Below are 17,033 nucleotides of genomic sequence, written 5' to 3'. Positions count from 1 at the left end.
GAAGGTTTCGTGTATGATAGGGAGTGGTGAAAGAAATGAAAGAAACGATAAATATCTTTAACACAAAAACAACTGAAGAAGTGGCACAATACTTGTTAGGGATGTATTTAGAGCACGAAACAGCAACAGGTGTTTTAGGTGGGTACATTGTGGATGCAGAAGCTTATTTAGGTCCTGATGATGAGGCGGCCCATAGCTTTGGCTTGAGAAAAACGCCACGCTTACAAGCCATGTATGACAAACCAGGCACGATTTATTTATATACTATGCACACGCATTTAATTTTAAATATGGTGACACAAGAACAAGGCAAACCACAAGGGGTGATGATCCGCGCGATTGAACCTGTTGAAGGTGTCGATAAAATGATTGAAAATCGCCAAGGACGTCAAGGCGTGGAATTGACCAATGGACCAGGTAAATTAGTTGCAGCCTTAGGAATTGATAAGCAATTATATGGGCAGTCGATTTTTTCTAGTTCGTTACGGCTCGTGCCAGAAAAACGAAAATTTCCGAAAAAAATTGAGGCACTACCACGAATTGGAATTCCCAATAAAGGTCGTTGGACAGAGTTGCCTTTAAGATACGTCGTGGCTGGCAATCCATATATTTCTAAACAAAAAAGAACAGCAGTAGACCAAATAGATTTTGGCTGGAAGGATGAAGAAAATGAAAAAAGCAACAATGCTCACATACTTAGAGGAACAACTTGAAAAACACTTAGCAGATTACGAAGTAGGCCTTGATTGGGATCGCAAAAACCATACCATCGAAGTCATTGTTCGTTTATATGCAGAAAACAATGAACAAGTGGCGATTGATGATGTTGACGGTACGCTTTCAGAAGAAGAATTCATTGAATTTGAAGATGGCTTGTTATTTTATAATCCGCAAAAGTCAGTCGTTGATGATGAAGAGTATTTAGTCACAATTCCTTATGAAGGAAAAAAAGGGCTACGCAAAGCAGTTTTAGACGGATTCATTCACTATTTAAAAGTGGTTTTAGATGAAGGGCAAAGTGATTTGTTAGACTTTTTATCAGATGAAACAGCGGAAGTTTTTGAATTGCATTGGGAGCCAGCAGATTTTGAAGCGATGATTAAAAAAGTGGCAGAAACAGAAAAAGAACAATGGATTGCGTATCCAAGTTATTAATTTAGAGGTGAGAACATGAAGTGGACAGAAGTAAAAGTAGAAACGGCTAGCGAAGCAGTTGAAGCAATTTCAAACATTATGATGGAAGCTGGCGCAAGTGGCGTGGCCATTGAAGATGCGTTGGACATTGAAAATTTTGAAAGTGATCTGTATGGGGAAATTTTAGATAAAGAGCAATTCACCCACATTAAAGAAGGGGCGATTGTGATGGCTTATTTTCCTGAAACAACCTTCTTACCAGAAATTTTACCATTTATGAAAGAAAATATTTTACGCTTGCCTGAGTACGGCTTATCCATTGGTAAAAACGAAATGACAATTAGTGAAGTAGCAGAAAGCGACTGGGCAACTGCTTGGAAAAAATATTATCATCCTGTCCGTGTCACACGATTCTTAACGATTGTGCCAAGTTGGGAAGCCTATCATGCACAAGATGAAGCAGAAAAAATTATCACATTGGATCCGGGCATGGCTTTCGGTACAGGCACGCATCCAACGACTCGTTTAACCTTGCAAGCTTTAGAAACTGTTTTACGTGGTGGCGAAACAGTTCTAGATGTAGGAACGGGTTCTGGTGTTTTGAGTATTGCCAGTCGCTATTTAGGGGCTAAAGACGTCTACGCATATGATTTAGATGAAGTAGCAGTTGCAGCGGCAAAAGAAAATATGGATTTAAATCCCATTGCGGCCGATGTTCATGTGTCAGCCAATGATTTACTAAAAGGGATTGACCATTCTGCTGATGTAATCGTCGCAAATATTTTGGCAGATATTATTGTGTTAATGATTGAAGATGCTTGGCGTTTGCTAAAACAAGACGGTACCTTCATTATTTCTGGAATTATTGAAGATAAAAAAGCAATGGTTTTAGAAGCACTAACGAAAGTCGGTTTTGTGGTGGACCAACTCTTTAATCAAGGCGACTGGTATGCGATTATCTTGAAGAAACCAGAGGAAGAGTAAAATGCAACGGTATTTCATGAAAGAAGATTATCAAGAAAAAGATTTGTATAAAGTCGCAGATGAAAACTATCATCATATTGTGCGGGTTATGCGAATGACGCCGAATGATCGTTGTTATTTAGTATTTCAAAATAAAACTGCCATTTTAGCTGAGATTGTGGAAATTGATCCAACGTCTGTTTACTTTAAAGAAATTAGTAAAGAAGAAATGGACAAAGAATTGCCAATTGAAGTGACGATTGCGTGTGGGTTACCAAAAGGGGACAAGTTAGAATGGATTGTTCAAAAAGGCACGGAGCTAGGTGGCAATCAGTTTATCGGCTTTCCTGCGAAAACTTCCGTTGTCAAATGGGACCACAAAAAAAGAGCAGCCAAAGAAAAAAGATTACAAAAAATTGCCACAGAAGCGGCGGAGCAATCGCATCGGCAGCAGACACCAAATGTTTCTTTGGTGGAAAAAACACAAGAAATCATTGCGCAATTTGACTCATATGACACAGTCTTGGTTGCGTATGAAGAATCAGCAAAACAAGGAGAAAAAAGTCAGTTAGCACAAGTATTATCCACTTGCCAGCCAGGCGCACGTTTGTGTGTGCTCTTTGGACCTGAAGGTGGCTTTGCGCCGCAAGAAATTGAACAATTTCTGCAGGCTGGGGCGAAACTTTGCGGGTTGGGTCCGAGAATTTTACGAGCAGAAACAGCACCGTTGTATCTTTTAAGTGCGGTTAGCTACCAAATGGAACTTTTAAATTAAACGAAAGCCCGCCTGTAAAATTCTTGTAGGCATTCTCTTTGAATAAACAGAGAGTAAAAAAGCGACAGTGATTGAAATTTAAGGGAAATTTAGTATAATAGAGTTGTTGAAAGTGCTACTGTTTCAAGTGGTACTTTTCTTTTTTATTAAAATAGATAAAACGTGAACGAAGTGTTCTTTATCCAAAGGTCACCTTCATAGAGGAGTGAATACCATGCCAAAAGAAGAAATACTGACAGGCCCAGCGGTCATCAAAATTGTAAGTACCTATATGGGACCAGAACATGTTGAGTTGGTTCAAAAAGCATTAACTTATGCTGAAAAAGCACACGAAGGTCAAGTCCGACAATCAGGTGAACCTTACATCATCCATCCGATTCAAGTGGCAGGCATTCTGGCTGAATTACATATGGATCCCCATACTGTAGCAACAGGATTTTTACATGATGTTGTCGAAGATACGGACGTAACACTGGACGATTTAAAAGAAGAATTTGGCGAAGACATCGCAATGTTAGTCGATGGCGTAACGAAACTAGGAAAAATTAAATATAAATCTCATGAAGAACAATTAGCTGAAAATCATCGAAAAATGTTATTGGCAATGGCGCAAGATTTACGGGTTATTATGGTGAAACTAGCCGATCGTTTGCACAATATGCGCACATTAAAACATTTACGTGAAGATAAGCAACGACGGATTGCACAAGAAACTTTAGAAATTTATGCACCTTTAGCACATCGCTTAGGGATTAGTCGAATTAAATGGGAATTAGAAGATACGGCCTTACGTTATATTAACCCCAACCAATACTATCGAATTGTTAATTTGATGCAAAGTAAACGCGATGAACGTGAAGCTTATGTGGCAGAAGCAGTCGAAGATATTCGTTTAGCTACGGAAGATTTAGAAATTTACGCAGAAATATATGGTCGACCAAAACATATTTATTCAATCTATCGTAAAATGAAGGACCAAAAGAAACAATTTAATGAAATCTATGACTTATTAGCGATTCGTGTTATTGTCGATTCCATTAAAGATTGCTATGCCGTGTTAGGGGCGATTCATACACGTTGGACACCAATGCCAGGTCGCTTTAAAGATTATATTGCTATGCCAAAAGCGAATATGTATCAGTCTATCCATACGACAGTTATTGGGCCAAAAGGGAATCCAGTAGAGGTCCAAATTCGGACCCATGAGATGCACCAAATCGCCGAATTTGGGGTGGCGGCTCACTGGGCCTATAAAGAAGGCAAAGCGGAAAAAATTGAAACAGATGAACTGACGAAGCAAGTCGATTGGTTCCATGAAATTATTGAATTACAAGATGAAAGCTACGATGCTTCTGAATTTATGCAAGGTGTGAAAGAAGACATTTTTAGCGACAAAGTCTATGTCTTTACGCCAAGTGGAGATGTAACCGAACTGCCAAAAGGCTCCGGACCACTAGATTTTGCCTACAGCATTCATACTGAAATTGGGAATAAAACAACCGGTGCGAAGGTCAACGGCAAAATGGTACAGTTAGACTATGTCCTAAAAAATGGGGATATTATTGAAGTCCTAACATCACCGAATTCTTTCGGACCTAGTCGCGACTGGCTGAAAATGGTTAAAACAAGTAAAGCCAAAAATAAAATCAAACGTTTCTTTAAAGAACAAGACCGTGAAGATAACATTATTAAAGGGCATGATGCTGTCATTAAATACATGACAGAAATCGGCTTTACACCGAAAGAATTTTTAACGAAGAATAAAATGGCGGAAGTGCTAGATAAATTTAAATTTCAAACGGAAGATGATTTATTTGCGGCAGTAGGTTATGGCGAAGTAAGTGCGCAAGTAGTGTGCAATCGTTTAACAGAAAAAGAACGCCGCGAACAAGAGTTGGAACGTCAACGCCAAGAAGCAGAAGAGTTGTTAAATCAGCCAGCTAAAAAAGAATCAGAAAAAATGAAAGTTCGTCATGAAGGCGGCATCGTGATTCAAGGGGTGGACAACCTATTGATTCGTTTAAGCCGCTGTTGTAATCCAGTGCCTGGTGATGAAATCGTTGGTTACATTACCAAAGGACGGGGCGTTTCAATTCATCGTGCGGACTGTCCTAACGTACAACATCAAGAAGAATTAGCACAACGTCTAATTGAAGTTGAGTGGGAAGATACCGAGCACAGTCGCAAAGAATACGCTGCCGATTTGGAGATTTACGGCTATGATCGTAGTGGCTTACTGAGTGATGTTTTACAAGTCATTAGTTCGATGACAAAAAATTTAGTCGGCGTTGAAGCTCGTCCATCCAAAGATAAGATGGCCCAGATTCATGTCACTGTGAAAATTCAAAACCTTTCTCATTTAAAAACCATCGTTGACAAAATTAAAAGTGTACCAGATGTTTATAGTGTTCGTCGAACCAATGGGTAAGTGTTAAAAGTGAGGCAAAAAAGATGAAAGTAGTTATTCAAAGAGTCAGTCAAGCACAAGTTGCGATAGAAGAGCAGATAGTGGGACAAATCAAACAAGGCTTCATGGTGCTGGTGGGCATTCATCAAGAAGACACGCCAGAAGATGTGGCTTATGTTGTTGGCAAAATCAGTAAATTACGTGTTTTTGAAGATGACGAAGGAAAAATGAATCGCAGTATTCAAGAGATTGAAGGATCAATTTTGAGTATCTCTCAATTTACCCTCTATGCAAAAACTAAAAAAGGCAATCGTCCCAGTTTTATTGAAGCGGCTCGTCCAGATGTGGCGATTCCTTTGTATGAATTATTTAATCAACAATTAGAAGCAGAAGGAATAGCGGTAGCCACAGGAGAATTTGGCGCAGATATGCAAGTGTCGTTGACCAATGATGGTCCAGTGACCATTGTGATTGATACACGAGAAAAATAATTGATTTTCCTGTCGGAACCCCTTGACTTTCTAAGAGAACTTTAGTAGTTTATAGATAATATTAAAAATCTACGAAGGAACGAGTAAGTTTCATCTGTCTGCGAAGAGAGAGTTGCCGTGGCTGAGAGCAACTTCAACAGTGAAAGTGAAAGACATTCTGGAGATGGACGGAAGAAAAGCCGTCCCGTTACGAGCGTTAATCGTTGAGGAAAGAGTCAAATCTTTCAAAACTAGGTGGTACCGTGTAAAAGAGACTTTTACGCCCTTGTATGTTCAACATACAAGGGCTTTTTTCATTTTTAGAAAAAAGAAAATGGCGCACACATTTTTGTGGAATGATAGAAGGAGAGAAAGACGATGAGTTATCAAAAACCAAAAGGAACAAACGATATTTTGCCAGGAACTTCTGAAAAATGGCAATTTGTGGAAGAAACAGCTCGTTTGATTTTTAAAGATTATCAATACCAAGAAATCAGAACCCCGATTTTTGAACATTATGAAGTGATATCTCGCAGTGTTGGCGATACTACAGATATTGTTTCAAAAGAAATGTATGATTTTTATGATAAAGGAGACCGTCACGTGACGCTACGTCCTGAGGGGACAGCGCCAATTGTTCGGGCCTTCGTTGAAAATAAATTATATGGTCCGGAATATACGAAACCATATAAAACCTATTACATGGGGCCGATGTTCCGCTATGAACGCCCACAAGCTGGTCGTTTGCGTCAATTCCATCAAATTGGTGTGGAAGCATTTGGTAGTGAAAACCCAGCATTGGATGTTGAAATTATGGCTATGGCTTTGGACTTCTTCAAACAATTAGGCATCCAACAAATCAAATTAGTTATTAATTCCTTAGGGGATAAAGAAACACGTGCTACGTACCGTCAAGCATTAATCGATTATTTAGAGCCCCATATGGCAGAATTAAGCGAGGATTCACAACGTCGCTTACACGAAAATCCATTGCGGGTGTTAGACAGCAAAGATAAAAAAGACAAGGTGATCGTCGCAGAAGCGCCCTCCATTTTAGATTATTTAAATGAACCATCTAAAGCACATTTTGAAGCAGTAACTGATATGTTAGATTTACTAGAAATTCCTTATGAAATTGATAGTAATATGGTTCGCGGCCTGGATTATTACACACACACAATTTTTGAAATTATGAGTGAAGCGCCTAAAATGGGTGCGCAATCAACTATTTGTGCAGGAGGCCGATACAATGGTTTAGTTGAAGAATTAGGCGGCCCAGACACACCAGGTTTTGGTTTTGGTATGGGCATTGAGCGAGTGTTGTTAACAATGGAAGCTGAAGAAGTTGTGATTCCAGCGTTATCTGAATTAGACGCATATGTGGTTGGGATTGGTTCAGAAACCAACGTCGCAGCTTTGCAACTTGTTCAAAGCATTCGTAACTTTGGTTTCTCAGCTGATCGTGATTACATGAATCGCAAACCAAAAGCGCAATTTAAAACGGCCGATAAATTACAAGCAAAATTAGTTTTAACAATCGGTGAAAATGAATTGAATGAAGGCATTGTCAACGTAAAATCAATGGCAACACGCGAAGAAAAAGCCTTCCCGTTAAGTGCTATTCATGATTCATTTGATGAAGTGTATGACGAAATGATGACAAAAATGATTGAAGAATAAAAAGGAGAGATTGAGAAATGGCAAAACGCACAACCTATTGCGGCAATGTATCTGCCGAATTTATTGAAAAAGAAGTTGTATTAAAAGGATGGGTTCAAAAACGTCGTGACTTAGGAGGCGTTATCTTTATTGATTTACGTGACCGTGAAGGAATCGTCCAAGTGGTCTTTAACCCAGAAAAGTCAAAAGAAGCATGGGAAATTGCTGATAAATGTCGTAGTGAATACGTCATCGAAGTTAAAGGTCAAGTCGTTTATCGTGATAAAGAAGCGATTAATCCCAAAATGAAAACTGGCGAGTTTGAAGTGATGGCGACTGACATTACGATTTTAAATACTGCGAAAACAACGCCATTTACCATTGAAGATGATAATAACGTTAATGACGAATTGCGCATGAAATATCGTTATTTAGATTTACGTCGTCCATCAATGACAAACAACATTAAATTACGTCACCAAGTAACGAAAACAATCCGTCACTATTTAGATAATCATGACTTTTTAGACATTGAAACTCCTTATTTAGGCAAATCAACACCAGAAGGCGCTCGAGATTATTTGGTTCCTTCTCGTGTCCATGCCGGTCATTTTTATGCTTTGCCACAATCACCACAACTCTTTAAACAATTATTAATGGGGGCAGGCTTCGATCGCTATTACCAAATCGTTCGTTGTTTCCGTGATGAAGATTTACGAGGCGACCGTCAACCAGAATTTACACAAATCGATATCGAAACGACCTTTTTAACACCAGAAGAAATTCAAACATATACAGAAAATATGTTGGCTGAAGTGATGAAAGAGACAAAAGGAATTGAGATTTCTGTTCCGTTTCCACGAATGAGCTATGACGAAGCGATGGCACGCTATGGTAGCGATAAACCCGACACTCGTTTTGCTATGGAATTAATTGATGTTGCAGATGTAGTGAAAGACGTAGACTTCAAAGTTTTCCAAGCAGCGTTGGAAAATGGTGGACATGTGAAGGCTTTGAATGCAAAAGGCGCCGCAGATAAGTATTCTCGTAAAGATATGGATAACTTAGGTAAGTATGTGAGTCAATTTGGTGCAAAAGGCTTAGCTTGGTTAAAAGTTGAAGAAGATGGCTTAAAAGGACCAATTGCTAAATTCTTAACAGAAGTTAGTGATGAATTAATTGCTGCTACCAATGCAGAAGTCGGTGATATTTTAATGTTTGGTGCCGATAAACCTGAAATCGTAGCCGCTGCTTTAGGTGCGGTACGTACACGTTTAGGTAAAGAATTAGGTTTAATTGATGAATCGAAATTCAATTTCTTATGGATTGTGGATTGGCCGTTGTTTGAATATGATGAAGAAGCTGGCCGCTATGTTTCTGCTCATCATCCATTTACACAACCAAAAGCAGAGGATGTGGCCCGCTTAGCAACAGACCCAGCCTCTGTGTATGCTGAAGCTTACGATGTTGTCTTAAACGGCTACGAATTAGGCGGTGGCTCATTACGGATCCATACACGAGAATTACAAGAAAAAATGTTTGAAACGTTAGGTTTTACAAAAGAAGAAGCACAAGACCAATTTGGTTTCTTGCTAGACGCATTAGATTACGGCTTCCCGCCACATGGAGGGATTGCTTTAGGGCTAGACCGCTTAGCAATGCTATTGGCTGGGGAAGAAAATATTCGTGAAGTGATTGCCTTCCCTAAAAACGGGAAAGCAATTGACCCAATGAACAACGCACCAAGTTTAGTTTCTCCATTACAATTGTTTGAATTAAACATTGATGTAACAGCCATTGACGAATAAATGTTAAATCTAAAGAAAGAGTGACTTCATTGACGGATGAGGTCACTCTTTCTTTGGGAAGGAAAAGGATAACAAAATAAAAAGTGGCTGAGCTAAAAATCTGCCAATTGGCTGTTTTTTCTTTTTAGAAAACTTTGTATGATAACTGAGTGTATAAAGGAGCGAAACAAATGACAAAAATAATTTTAACAATTGGCGGTTCCGATCCTTTTTCAGGTGGCGGGATTCAAACAGATTTAAAAACGTTTGAAAATCATCAAGTCTTTGGCTTATCAACTTTAACTTGCCTTGCTACAGCCCCCAAGAATCATTTTCAGATTCATGACCTGGAGACTTCTTTGGTGAAAGAGCAACTCGCTTCCATACCTGCCGGGAGTTTAGACGGCATCAAGATTGGCTTGATTCACAGTGAAGAAAGTATGCTACAAATTGCAACCTTTTTGAAAAAGCACGCAGGTCTGCCGGTGGTGTTGGATCCTGTCTTGGCTTTTAAAGAAACGACTTCAGTTTATGAAAAAAGATACATGCAGTTATTGATTGAAAAACTTTTTCCATTCGCAACGATTATAACGCCTAATTTAAAAGAAGCAGAATTACTCATTGGCAGAAAATTAACAACCGTCGAAGAAGTTCAACAAGCGGCGGAAGAGTTAAACTCTTTAGGAGCGGCAACGGTGGTGATTAAAGGTGGTAATCGTTGGCTTGGCCAAGAAGCACGTGACTTTTTTTATGATGGACAACAACATATTCAATTGGTCAAAGAAAAAGTAATGGCCCACACCATTGATGGCGCTGGTTGTTCCTTTGCCTCTGCAATTGGTGCGAATTTAGTTAAAGGATATCCGTTAATTGAAGCAGTTGATTTAGCAAAAACATACGTTCATGAAGCCATTGTTTCTGGGGTCCAGCTAAATGCAGCTTTTGGAAGTGTGTGGCATGAAGGATTACTAGCAGGAGGTGTGGCGGATAATGACAAGAAAAATTAGTCTATATGCAGTAATTACCGCTTTAACAGTGGCTGTGTCAATGGTCTTTATTATCCCCGTCCCAGCAACAAATGGCTTTGTTACATTGGCGGATGCAGGGATTTACATTGCTAGTTTACTTTTTGGTCCGATTGGTGGCTTGACAGTCGGAGCTTTAAGCGGTGGTTTAATTGATTTATTGTCAGGCTATCCACAATGGTTCGTTTTTTCGTTATTGATTCATGGCGGACAAGGTTGGTTAGCAGGGCACTTCTTTAATAAAAATAAAAAGATGCAAACGCTAGGATTACTTTTAGCCAGTCTCCTCATGATTAGCGGGTATGCTTTAGCGACTAGCTGGCTTTATGGCGTGGGTGCGGGGATTGCCTCATTACCAGGGAATATCATTCAATCCTTATTTGGGGTGATTGTAGCATTGCCTCTTAGTCAAACATTAAAACGTGTGTTACCAAAAAATGGTCGTTTAGAAGAAAGAAGGATGAACAAATGACTATCGATGAAAAAATGTTAAAAGAACAGTTAGTGACAATTACAGAAGAAGTCATTACAGCAGGAAATTTACAAAAAGGGGACCTATTTGTTTTAGGTTGTACCACTAGCGAGGTAGTAGGTGGCGTCATTGGTAAAAATTCCAGTGCCGAAGTAGGACAATGGATTGTCTCAACCTTAATTGAACAATTAGATAAAAAAGGCATCTCTTTGGCTGTCCAAGGATGCGAACATATTAATCGTGCTTTAGCGATGGAACGTCGTGTGGCTGAAGAAAAAGGCTTTGAAATTGTCTCGGTAGTACCACAATTACATGCTGGCGGTTCTTGTTCAGTGGCTGCCTTTGAAAAATTTGATGAACCTGTGGAAGTGGAGCATATTGTTGCTCAAGCAGGGATTGACATTGGCGATACATCTATCGGTATGCATGTAAAACATGTGCAAGTTCCTCTTCGCTTGAGCATTCGAACGTTAGGTGCGGCCCATGTTACAGCATTATATTCTCGTCCTAAATATATTGGTGGACCAAGAGCCCATTATGAAACAACCCAAGAACGAAATCGTTAAGATTTCGTTCTTTTTTCATTTCTATAAACATTTGATGAATCTTCCGTAATTATTATAGGAATCTCTTTTTTTCTCTCGGTAAACCACGTATAATATGAAAAGAAATGTAATTTATTGAAAACCTGAAACGAGGCTATTATTTATGAAAAAAATTTATGACGGACTGCCAGTTCATGACTATACAACAAAATTTTCCGTGTCGATTGTCTATGCTATTCTTGCATCAATTGCCATGAACTTTTTCTATCAACCAGGAAATATTTATTCCAGTGGCTTAACAGGCTTGGCACAAATTTTAACAACCCTCTCAACAAAAATTGTCGGTTTTAATGTGCCTGTCTCCATTACATTGTATCTTTTAAACGTGCCGTTATTCTTTATTGCGTGGAAAAAAATAGGTAAGAAGTTTACAATTTTTACTTTCATTACCGTGACTTTAACTTCATTATTTATGCATATTGTTCCGCAAACGGTGATGACTCAAGATCCAATTATCTGTGCTATTTTTGGTGGGGCGATTTCTGGATCAGGAATTGGTTTTGTTTTAAAAAACGGGGTTTCTTCTGGGGGCTTAGATATTCTAAGCATTACCATTCGGAAAAAAACGGGGCGTTCCGTTGGCTCGATTTCAATTTATTTTAACGCACTAATTGTCTTCGTTGCAGGTTATTTATTTGGCTGGCAGTACATGTTCTACAGTGCGTTATCAATTTTTGTAAGTGGGAAGGTCACAGATGCCGTTTATACTAAGCAAAAGAAAATGCAAGTTATGATTGTCACTAAAAACCCAGATCGAGTCGTGGATGAGATTCAAAAGAAAATGCGCCGCGGTATTACAATTATTCATGAAGCGGAAGGGGCGTATCGCCACGATCGCCAAACTGTTTTGCTAACTATTGTGACACGCTTTGAGTTGCCAAGTTTAGAAGCAGCCATGAAAGAAAGTGATCCGAATGCCTTTGTCAGCATCTCAGATAATGTTAAAATTTTAGGACGTTTTTACGAAGAAGATTACAAATAAAAGGATATGAAGCAACGAGAGAATGGCTGTGTCTATTCTTTCGTTGCTTTTTTTGAAAAATAAGTAAAAAAATGCTTTGTGTGAGGACCTGAAATTCCCATTTAAACAAGAAGTTAATTGAAAGACGTTCGTGAATTCCTTTGCTTTTGGTTTAATTAAATCTAATTATTCGGAAATAAGTCGCTATTGTTTCTCGCAAACGAATGCTTTGTTTGGATTTGAAAGAAAACGATGAAAAAAGAATCATTTTTATTGAAAAGACCCAAAAAAACTGGTACACTAAGTGTGTAATTGATAAGTACTTTTAATACTGTTATGAATAAATAGTAGGAAAAACGAACATCAATTCTATTTTTTTAAAGTTCATAGGTCGTTTTCAGTCTTACTTGGACATATTTCGACCCACAAAAGGAGCGCATCATGTTAAAAGAATTTAAAATGATTGAAGCAGTTGCTCCAGATATGCTCGATGTATTACAAGAAAGATTCCAAATTCTTCGCAATATTTATTGGATGCAACCTATTGGACGTAGAAGTTTATCAGAAACGATGGGAATTACAGAGCGAGTCTTGCGTACAGAAACAGATGTTTTGAAGCAGCTCAACCTGATTGAACCTTCAAAAAGCGGAATGACATTAACAGAACGCGGTTTGGAAGTCTACCAAGGCTTAGAATTAGTCATGAATCAATTGCTTGGCATGCACCAAATCGAAAAAGAAATGACACAGTACTTTGGCATTCAACGTTGTATCGTTGTTGCAGGAGATAGTGATATCCAAAAGAAAGTTCTTTCGGACTTTGGAGATGTCTTAACCAATACGCTGAATTTACTCTTACCAAATGGTGAGAATACAATTGCGGTTATGGGTGGGACAACAATGGCCATGGTGGCCGAAAATATGGGATCACTAGAAACTGAAAAACGTCATAATTTGTTTGTTCCAGCCAGAGGAGGGATTGGTGAAGCAGTTTCTGTCCAAGCCAATTCAATTAGTGCTGTAATGGCCAACAAAACGGGTGGTAACTACCGGGCGTTATATGTCCCAGAACAATTGAGTCGTGAAACGTATAATAGTTTATTACAAGAACCCTCGATTCAAGAAGTTCTTACGTTAATTAGTCATGCCAACTGTGTGGTGCACAGTATTGGTCGAGCGTTGCACATGGCGGCACGCCGAAAAATGTCTGATGACGAAATGGTTATGCTCAAACAAAAAAATGCCGTGGCAGAATCGTTCGGTTATTTCTTTGATGAAGAAGGAAAAGTGGTCTATAAAATTCCACGAATTGGTCTTCAATTAAAAAACTTACAAGAAATTCCCTATGTCGTCGCAATTGCGGGCGGCAAAACGAAAGCCAAAGCCATTCGCGCATATATGAAAAATGCACCAAAACAAACGTGGCTCATCACAGATGAAGCTGCTGCAAACGAGATTTTAAAAGGGGTAACCCTTTAAAATAAAAAATTTTTGATTTTCATAAGGAGGAAATCTTTAATGACAGTTAAAGTAGGTATTAATGGATTTGGACGTATCGGACGCTTAGCTTTCCGTCGTATCCAAGATGTAGAAGGAATCGAAGTAGTTGCAATCAACGACTTAACAGATGCTAAAATGTTAGCACACTTGTTAAAATATGACACAACTCAAGGCCGTTTCAACGGTACAGTTGAAGTTCACGAAGGTTCATTCAACGTTAACGGCAAAGAAATCAAAGTTTTAGCTAACCGTAACCCTGAAGAATTACCATGGGGCGAATTAGGCGTAGACATCGTTTTAGAATGTACTGGTTTCTTTACTTCTAAAGAAGCTGCTGAAAAACATTTAACTGCTGGTGCAAAACGTGTAGTTATTTCAGCTCCTGGTGGTAACGATGTACCAACAATCGTTTACAACACAAACCATGAAACATTAACTGGAGAAGAAACTGTAATTTCAGGCGCTTCTTGTACTACAAACTGCTTAGCTCCAATGGCTAAAGCTTTACATGACAACTTTGGTGTTGTTGAAGGTTTAATGACAACTATCCACGCTTACACAGGTGACCAAATGACATTAGACGGACCACATCCTAAAGGCGACTTCCGTCGTGCGCGCGCTGCTGCTGCAAACATCGTACCTAACTCAACTGGTGCTGCTAAAGCAATCGGCTTAGTAATCCCAGAATTGAACGGTAAATTAGATGGCGCTGCTCAACGTGTTCCTGTAGCTACTGGTTCATTAACTGAATTAGTTACTGTATTAGACAAAGAAGTTACTGTTGATGAAGTGAATGCAGTAATGGAAAAAGCTGCTAACGAATCTTATGGTTATAACACAGACGAAATCGTTTCTTCTGATATCGTAGGTATGACTTACGGTTCATTATTCGATGCAACTCAAACAAAAGTTATGACAGTTGGCGACAAACAATTAGTTAAAACTGTTGCTTGGTATGACAACGAAATGTCATACACTGCTCAATTAGTTCGTACTTTAGAATACTTCGCTAACTTATAAGATTTATTCTTATCATTAGTGAAATTTGAACAATTGTGAAATAATAAGCGGGGAAGCAACGCGCTTCTCCGCTTTCTTTTTTTAAAAAAGAAAAATCCTAAAATTGACAATACAGGAGGTCTACTCATGGCTAAAAAGACAATTAAAGATGTAGATTTAAAAGACAAAAAAGTCCTTGTCCGTGTTGACTTTAACGTTCCGTTAAAAGATGGCGTGATCACAAACGATAATCGTATCGTAGCGGCTTTACCAACAATCAAATACGTGATTGAAAATGGCGGAAAAGCAATTCTTTTCTCTCATTTAGGTCGTGTAAAAACAGAAGAAGACAAAGCTGGCAAATCATTAAAACCAGTGGCTGAACGTTTAAGCGAATTACTAGGTCAACCAGTTACTTTTGTTCCAGAAACACGTGGTAAAGAATTAGAAGACGCTGTTAACAATATGAAAGACGGCGACGTTTTAGTATTTGAAAACACTCGTTTTGAAGATGTTGACGGCAAAAAAGAAAGCGGCAATGACGCTGAATTGGGTAAATACTGGGCTTCTTTAGGCGATGTATTTGTCAATGATGCTTTTGGTACTGCACACCGTGCACATGCCTCAAACGTTGGAATTGCTTCAACTGGTATCCCAACAGTTGCTGGTTTCTTAATGGAAAAAGAAATTAAATTCATCGGCGAAGCTGTTGAAAATCCAAAACGTCCATTCGTAGCAATCTTGGGTGGCGCAAAAGTTTCTGACAAAATCGCTGTCATTGAAAACCTAATTGAAAAAGCCGACAAAATTTTAATCGGTGGCGGTATGGCTTACACATTCATGAAAGCACAAGGCTATAGTGTTGGTTTATCTTTACTTGAAGAAGATAAAGTGGACTTAGCGAAAAGCTTAATGGAAAAAGCTGGCGACAAATTAGTTTTACCGGTTGATACAGTTGTCTCTAAAGAGTTCAGCAATGACGCTCCTTTCCACACGGTTCCTTCAACTGAAATCCCAGATGATGAAGAAGGCTTGGATATCGGTGAAAAAACAATTGAATTATTCGCTAACGAATTACAAGGTGCGAAAACAGTTGTTTGGAATGGACCAATGGGCGTATTTGAAATGAGTAACTTTGCCAAAGGAACAATTGGTGTTTGTGAAGCGATTGCTAATTTAGAAGACGCAACAACAATCATCGGTGGTGGGGACTCTGCTGCTGCAGCAATTCAATTAGGCTACGAAAACAAATTCTCTCACATCTCAACAGGTGGCGGAGCAAGTTTAGAATTATTAGAAGGCAAAACTTTACCAGGTTTAGCTTCTATTAACGATAAATAATCAGTTTAAAAGACAATATTTTTAAAAAAAGAAAAGGATGTGCTTTTCATGCGCAAACCAATTATCGCTGGTAACTGGAAAATGAACAAAACTTTAAGCGAAGCACAAAGCTTTGCAGAAGCAGTAAAAAATGCTGTTCCATCAAACGACGTTGTTGACGCTGTGATTGGATCTCCAGCATTATTCTTAGCTCCTTTAGCTTGGAACCTAAAAGATTCTGAAGTGAAATTAGCTGCACAAAACTGCTACTGGGAAAACGCTGGTGCCTTCACTGGTGAAAACTCACCAGCTGCAATTGCCGATTTAGGTGTAAACTATGTGATTATCGGACACTCTGAACGTCGCGAATATTTCCACGAAACAGATGAAGATATCAATAAAAAAGCCAAAGCAATCTTTGCAAATGGTATGACACCAATCTTCTGTTGTGGTGAAACTTTAGAAACGTATGAAGCTGGTAAAACAGCGGAATGGATCGAAGGTCAAATCACTAACGGCTTAGTTGGTTTATCAAACGAACAAGTTGCTTCAATGGTTATCGCTTACGAACCAATCTGGGCAATCGGAACTGGTAAATCTGCAGATGCTAATATTGCAGATGAAATCTGTGGTGTTGTTCGTTCAACAGTTGAAAAATTATACGGCAAAGAAGTTTCTGAAGCTGTTCGTATTCAATACGGTGGTTCTGTTAAACCAGAAAACATCGCTGAATATATGGCAAAAGAAAACGTTGACGGTGCTTTAGTCGGCGGCGCAAGCTTAGAAGCAGATTCATTCTTAGCTTTATTAGATGCTGTAAAATAAGAAATCACTAACGGTAACGTTTTCTCAATGACTTTTGCAAAAAAATGTTTGCATAGTTTGCGAGAATTAACTACAATCATACATGAGGGAATCCCCTTAGTATAAATACAAACTCAAAGGAGAGACAAAAC

At 38.8% G+C, this 17,033-nt stretch carries 17 protein-coding genes; all 17 read left to right on the top strand.

The genetic code is table 11. From position 1 onward, the window contains the following. The first annotated feature begins 35 nt into the window (after positions 1-35). The 17 genes from IGL86_RS08075 to tpiA all read left to right on the top strand — a co-directional run bounded on the left by IGL86_RS08075 (position 36) and on the right by tpiA (position 16,902). A complete protein-coding gene (locus tag IGL86_RS08075) occupies positions 36-713 on the top strand; it encodes a DNA-3-methyladenine glycosylase (RefSeq protein ID WP_002364174.1) in 678 nt (225 codons plus the stop codon). Then, positions 670-1,155 carry a DUF3013 family protein gene (locus IGL86_RS08070; RefSeq protein ID WP_010713278.1) on the top strand — a complete coding sequence of 162 codons (486 nt, stop codon included), beginning with the start codon at positions 670-672 and terminating at the stop codon, positions 1,153-1,155. Before IGL86_RS08075 ends, IGL86_RS08070 begins: the two co-directional genes overlap by 44 nt. A 15-nt stretch (positions 1,156-1,170) precedes the next feature. Further along, a complete protein-coding gene (gene prmA / locus IGL86_RS08065; RefSeq protein WP_002357075.1) occupies positions 1,171-2,118 on the top strand; it encodes a 50S ribosomal protein L11 methyltransferase in 948 nt (315 codons plus the stop codon). 1 nt (position 2,119) lies between these two features. Next, on the top strand, positions 2,120-2,872 hold the full coding sequence (locus IGL86_RS08060) for a 16S rRNA (uracil(1498)-N(3))-methyltransferase (protein WP_010713279.1): 753 nt from the start codon (positions 2,120-2,122) through the stop codon (positions 2,870-2,872). 214 nt (positions 2,873-3,086) lie between these two features. Further along, complete coding sequence (locus IGL86_RS08055) at positions 3,087-5,300, top strand: RelA/SpoT family protein (protein ID WP_002357079.1); 2,214 nt, start codon at positions 3,087-3,089, stop codon at positions 5,298-5,300. A 23-nt stretch (positions 5,301-5,323) separates the two neighbouring features. Next, entirely contained in the window at positions 5,324-5,770 is a 447-nt protein-coding gene (dtd, locus tag IGL86_RS08050; protein ID WP_002357080.1) for a D-aminoacyl-tRNA deacylase, read from the top strand. 139 nt (positions 5,771-5,909) lie between these two features. Further along, positions 5,910-6,131 (top strand): hypothetical protein, encoded by a 222-nt coding sequence (locus IGL86_RS08045; protein ID WP_033626055.1) that lies wholly within the window; start codon positions 5,910-5,912, stop codon positions 6,129-6,131. Continuing rightward, positions 6,128-7,429 carry a histidine--tRNA ligase gene (gene hisS, locus IGL86_RS08040; protein WP_002362049.1) on the top strand — a complete coding sequence of 434 codons (1,302 nt, stop codon included), beginning with the start codon at positions 6,128-6,130 and terminating at the stop codon, positions 7,427-7,429. Before IGL86_RS08045 ends, hisS begins: the two co-directional genes overlap by 4 nt. A 17-nt stretch (positions 7,430-7,446) precedes the next feature. Next, positions 7,447-9,216, top strand: a complete 1,770-nt coding sequence (gene aspS, locus IGL86_RS08035) for an aspartate--tRNA ligase (protein ID WP_002360034.1) — start codon at positions 7,447-7,449, stop codon at positions 9,214-9,216. A 149-nt stretch (positions 9,217-9,365) separates the two neighbouring features. Further along, positions 9,366-10,202, top strand: a complete 837-nt coding sequence (locus IGL86_RS08030) for a bifunctional hydroxymethylpyrimidine kinase/phosphomethylpyrimidine kinase (protein ID WP_002385835.1) — start codon at positions 9,366-9,368, stop codon at positions 10,200-10,202. After that, the gene (locus tag IGL86_RS08025) at positions 10,186-10,692 is read left to right on the top strand and encodes an ECF transporter S component (protein ID WP_002357086.1); all 507 of its coding nucleotides are present in this window, start codon (positions 10,186-10,188) and stop codon (positions 10,690-10,692) included. The genes IGL86_RS08030 and IGL86_RS08025 overlap by 17 nt, the downstream gene beginning before the upstream one ends. Further along, positions 10,689-11,258 carry a TIGR01440 family protein gene (locus tag IGL86_RS08020; RefSeq protein WP_002365825.1) on the top strand — a complete coding sequence of 190 codons (570 nt, stop codon included), beginning with the start codon at positions 10,689-10,691 and terminating at the stop codon, positions 11,256-11,258. Before IGL86_RS08025 ends, IGL86_RS08020 begins: the two co-directional genes overlap by 4 nt. A gap of 142 nt (positions 11,259-11,400) precedes the next feature. Further along, a complete protein-coding gene (locus IGL86_RS08015) occupies positions 11,401-12,279 on the top strand; it encodes a YitT family protein (protein ID WP_002357090.1) in 879 nt (292 codons plus the stop codon). A gap of 420 nt (positions 12,280-12,699) precedes the next feature. Further along, entirely contained in the window at positions 12,700-13,737 is a 1,038-nt protein-coding gene (locus IGL86_RS08010; RefSeq protein WP_002357092.1) for a sugar-binding transcriptional regulator, read from the top strand. A gap of 39 nt (positions 13,738-13,776) precedes the next feature. Continuing rightward, positions 13,777-14,778, top strand: a complete 1,002-nt coding sequence (gap, locus tag IGL86_RS08005) for a type I glyceraldehyde-3-phosphate dehydrogenase (protein ID WP_002357093.1) — start codon at positions 13,777-13,779, stop codon at positions 14,776-14,778. A 126-nt stretch (positions 14,779-14,904) separates the two neighbouring features. After that, the gene (locus IGL86_RS08000; protein ID WP_002357094.1) at positions 14,905-16,098 is read left to right on the top strand and encodes a phosphoglycerate kinase; all 1,194 of its coding nucleotides are present in this window, start codon (positions 14,905-14,907) and stop codon (positions 16,096-16,098) included. A 48-nt stretch (positions 16,099-16,146) separates the two neighbouring features. Further along, a complete protein-coding gene (gene tpiA, locus IGL86_RS07995) occupies positions 16,147-16,902 on the top strand; it encodes a triose-phosphate isomerase (RefSeq protein ID WP_002362045.1) in 756 nt (251 codons plus the stop codon). Positions 16,903-17,033 lie beyond the last annotated feature (131 nt).

Source organism: Enterococcus sp. DIV0774 (genome assembly GCF_050539095.1).
Taxonomy (GTDB): domain Bacteria; phylum Bacillota; class Bacilli; order Lactobacillales; family Enterococcaceae; genus Enterococcus; species Enterococcus faecalis.
Note: the sequence above shows the minus strand (reverse complement) of the source record. Positions and strands in the feature narration are given on the sequence as shown.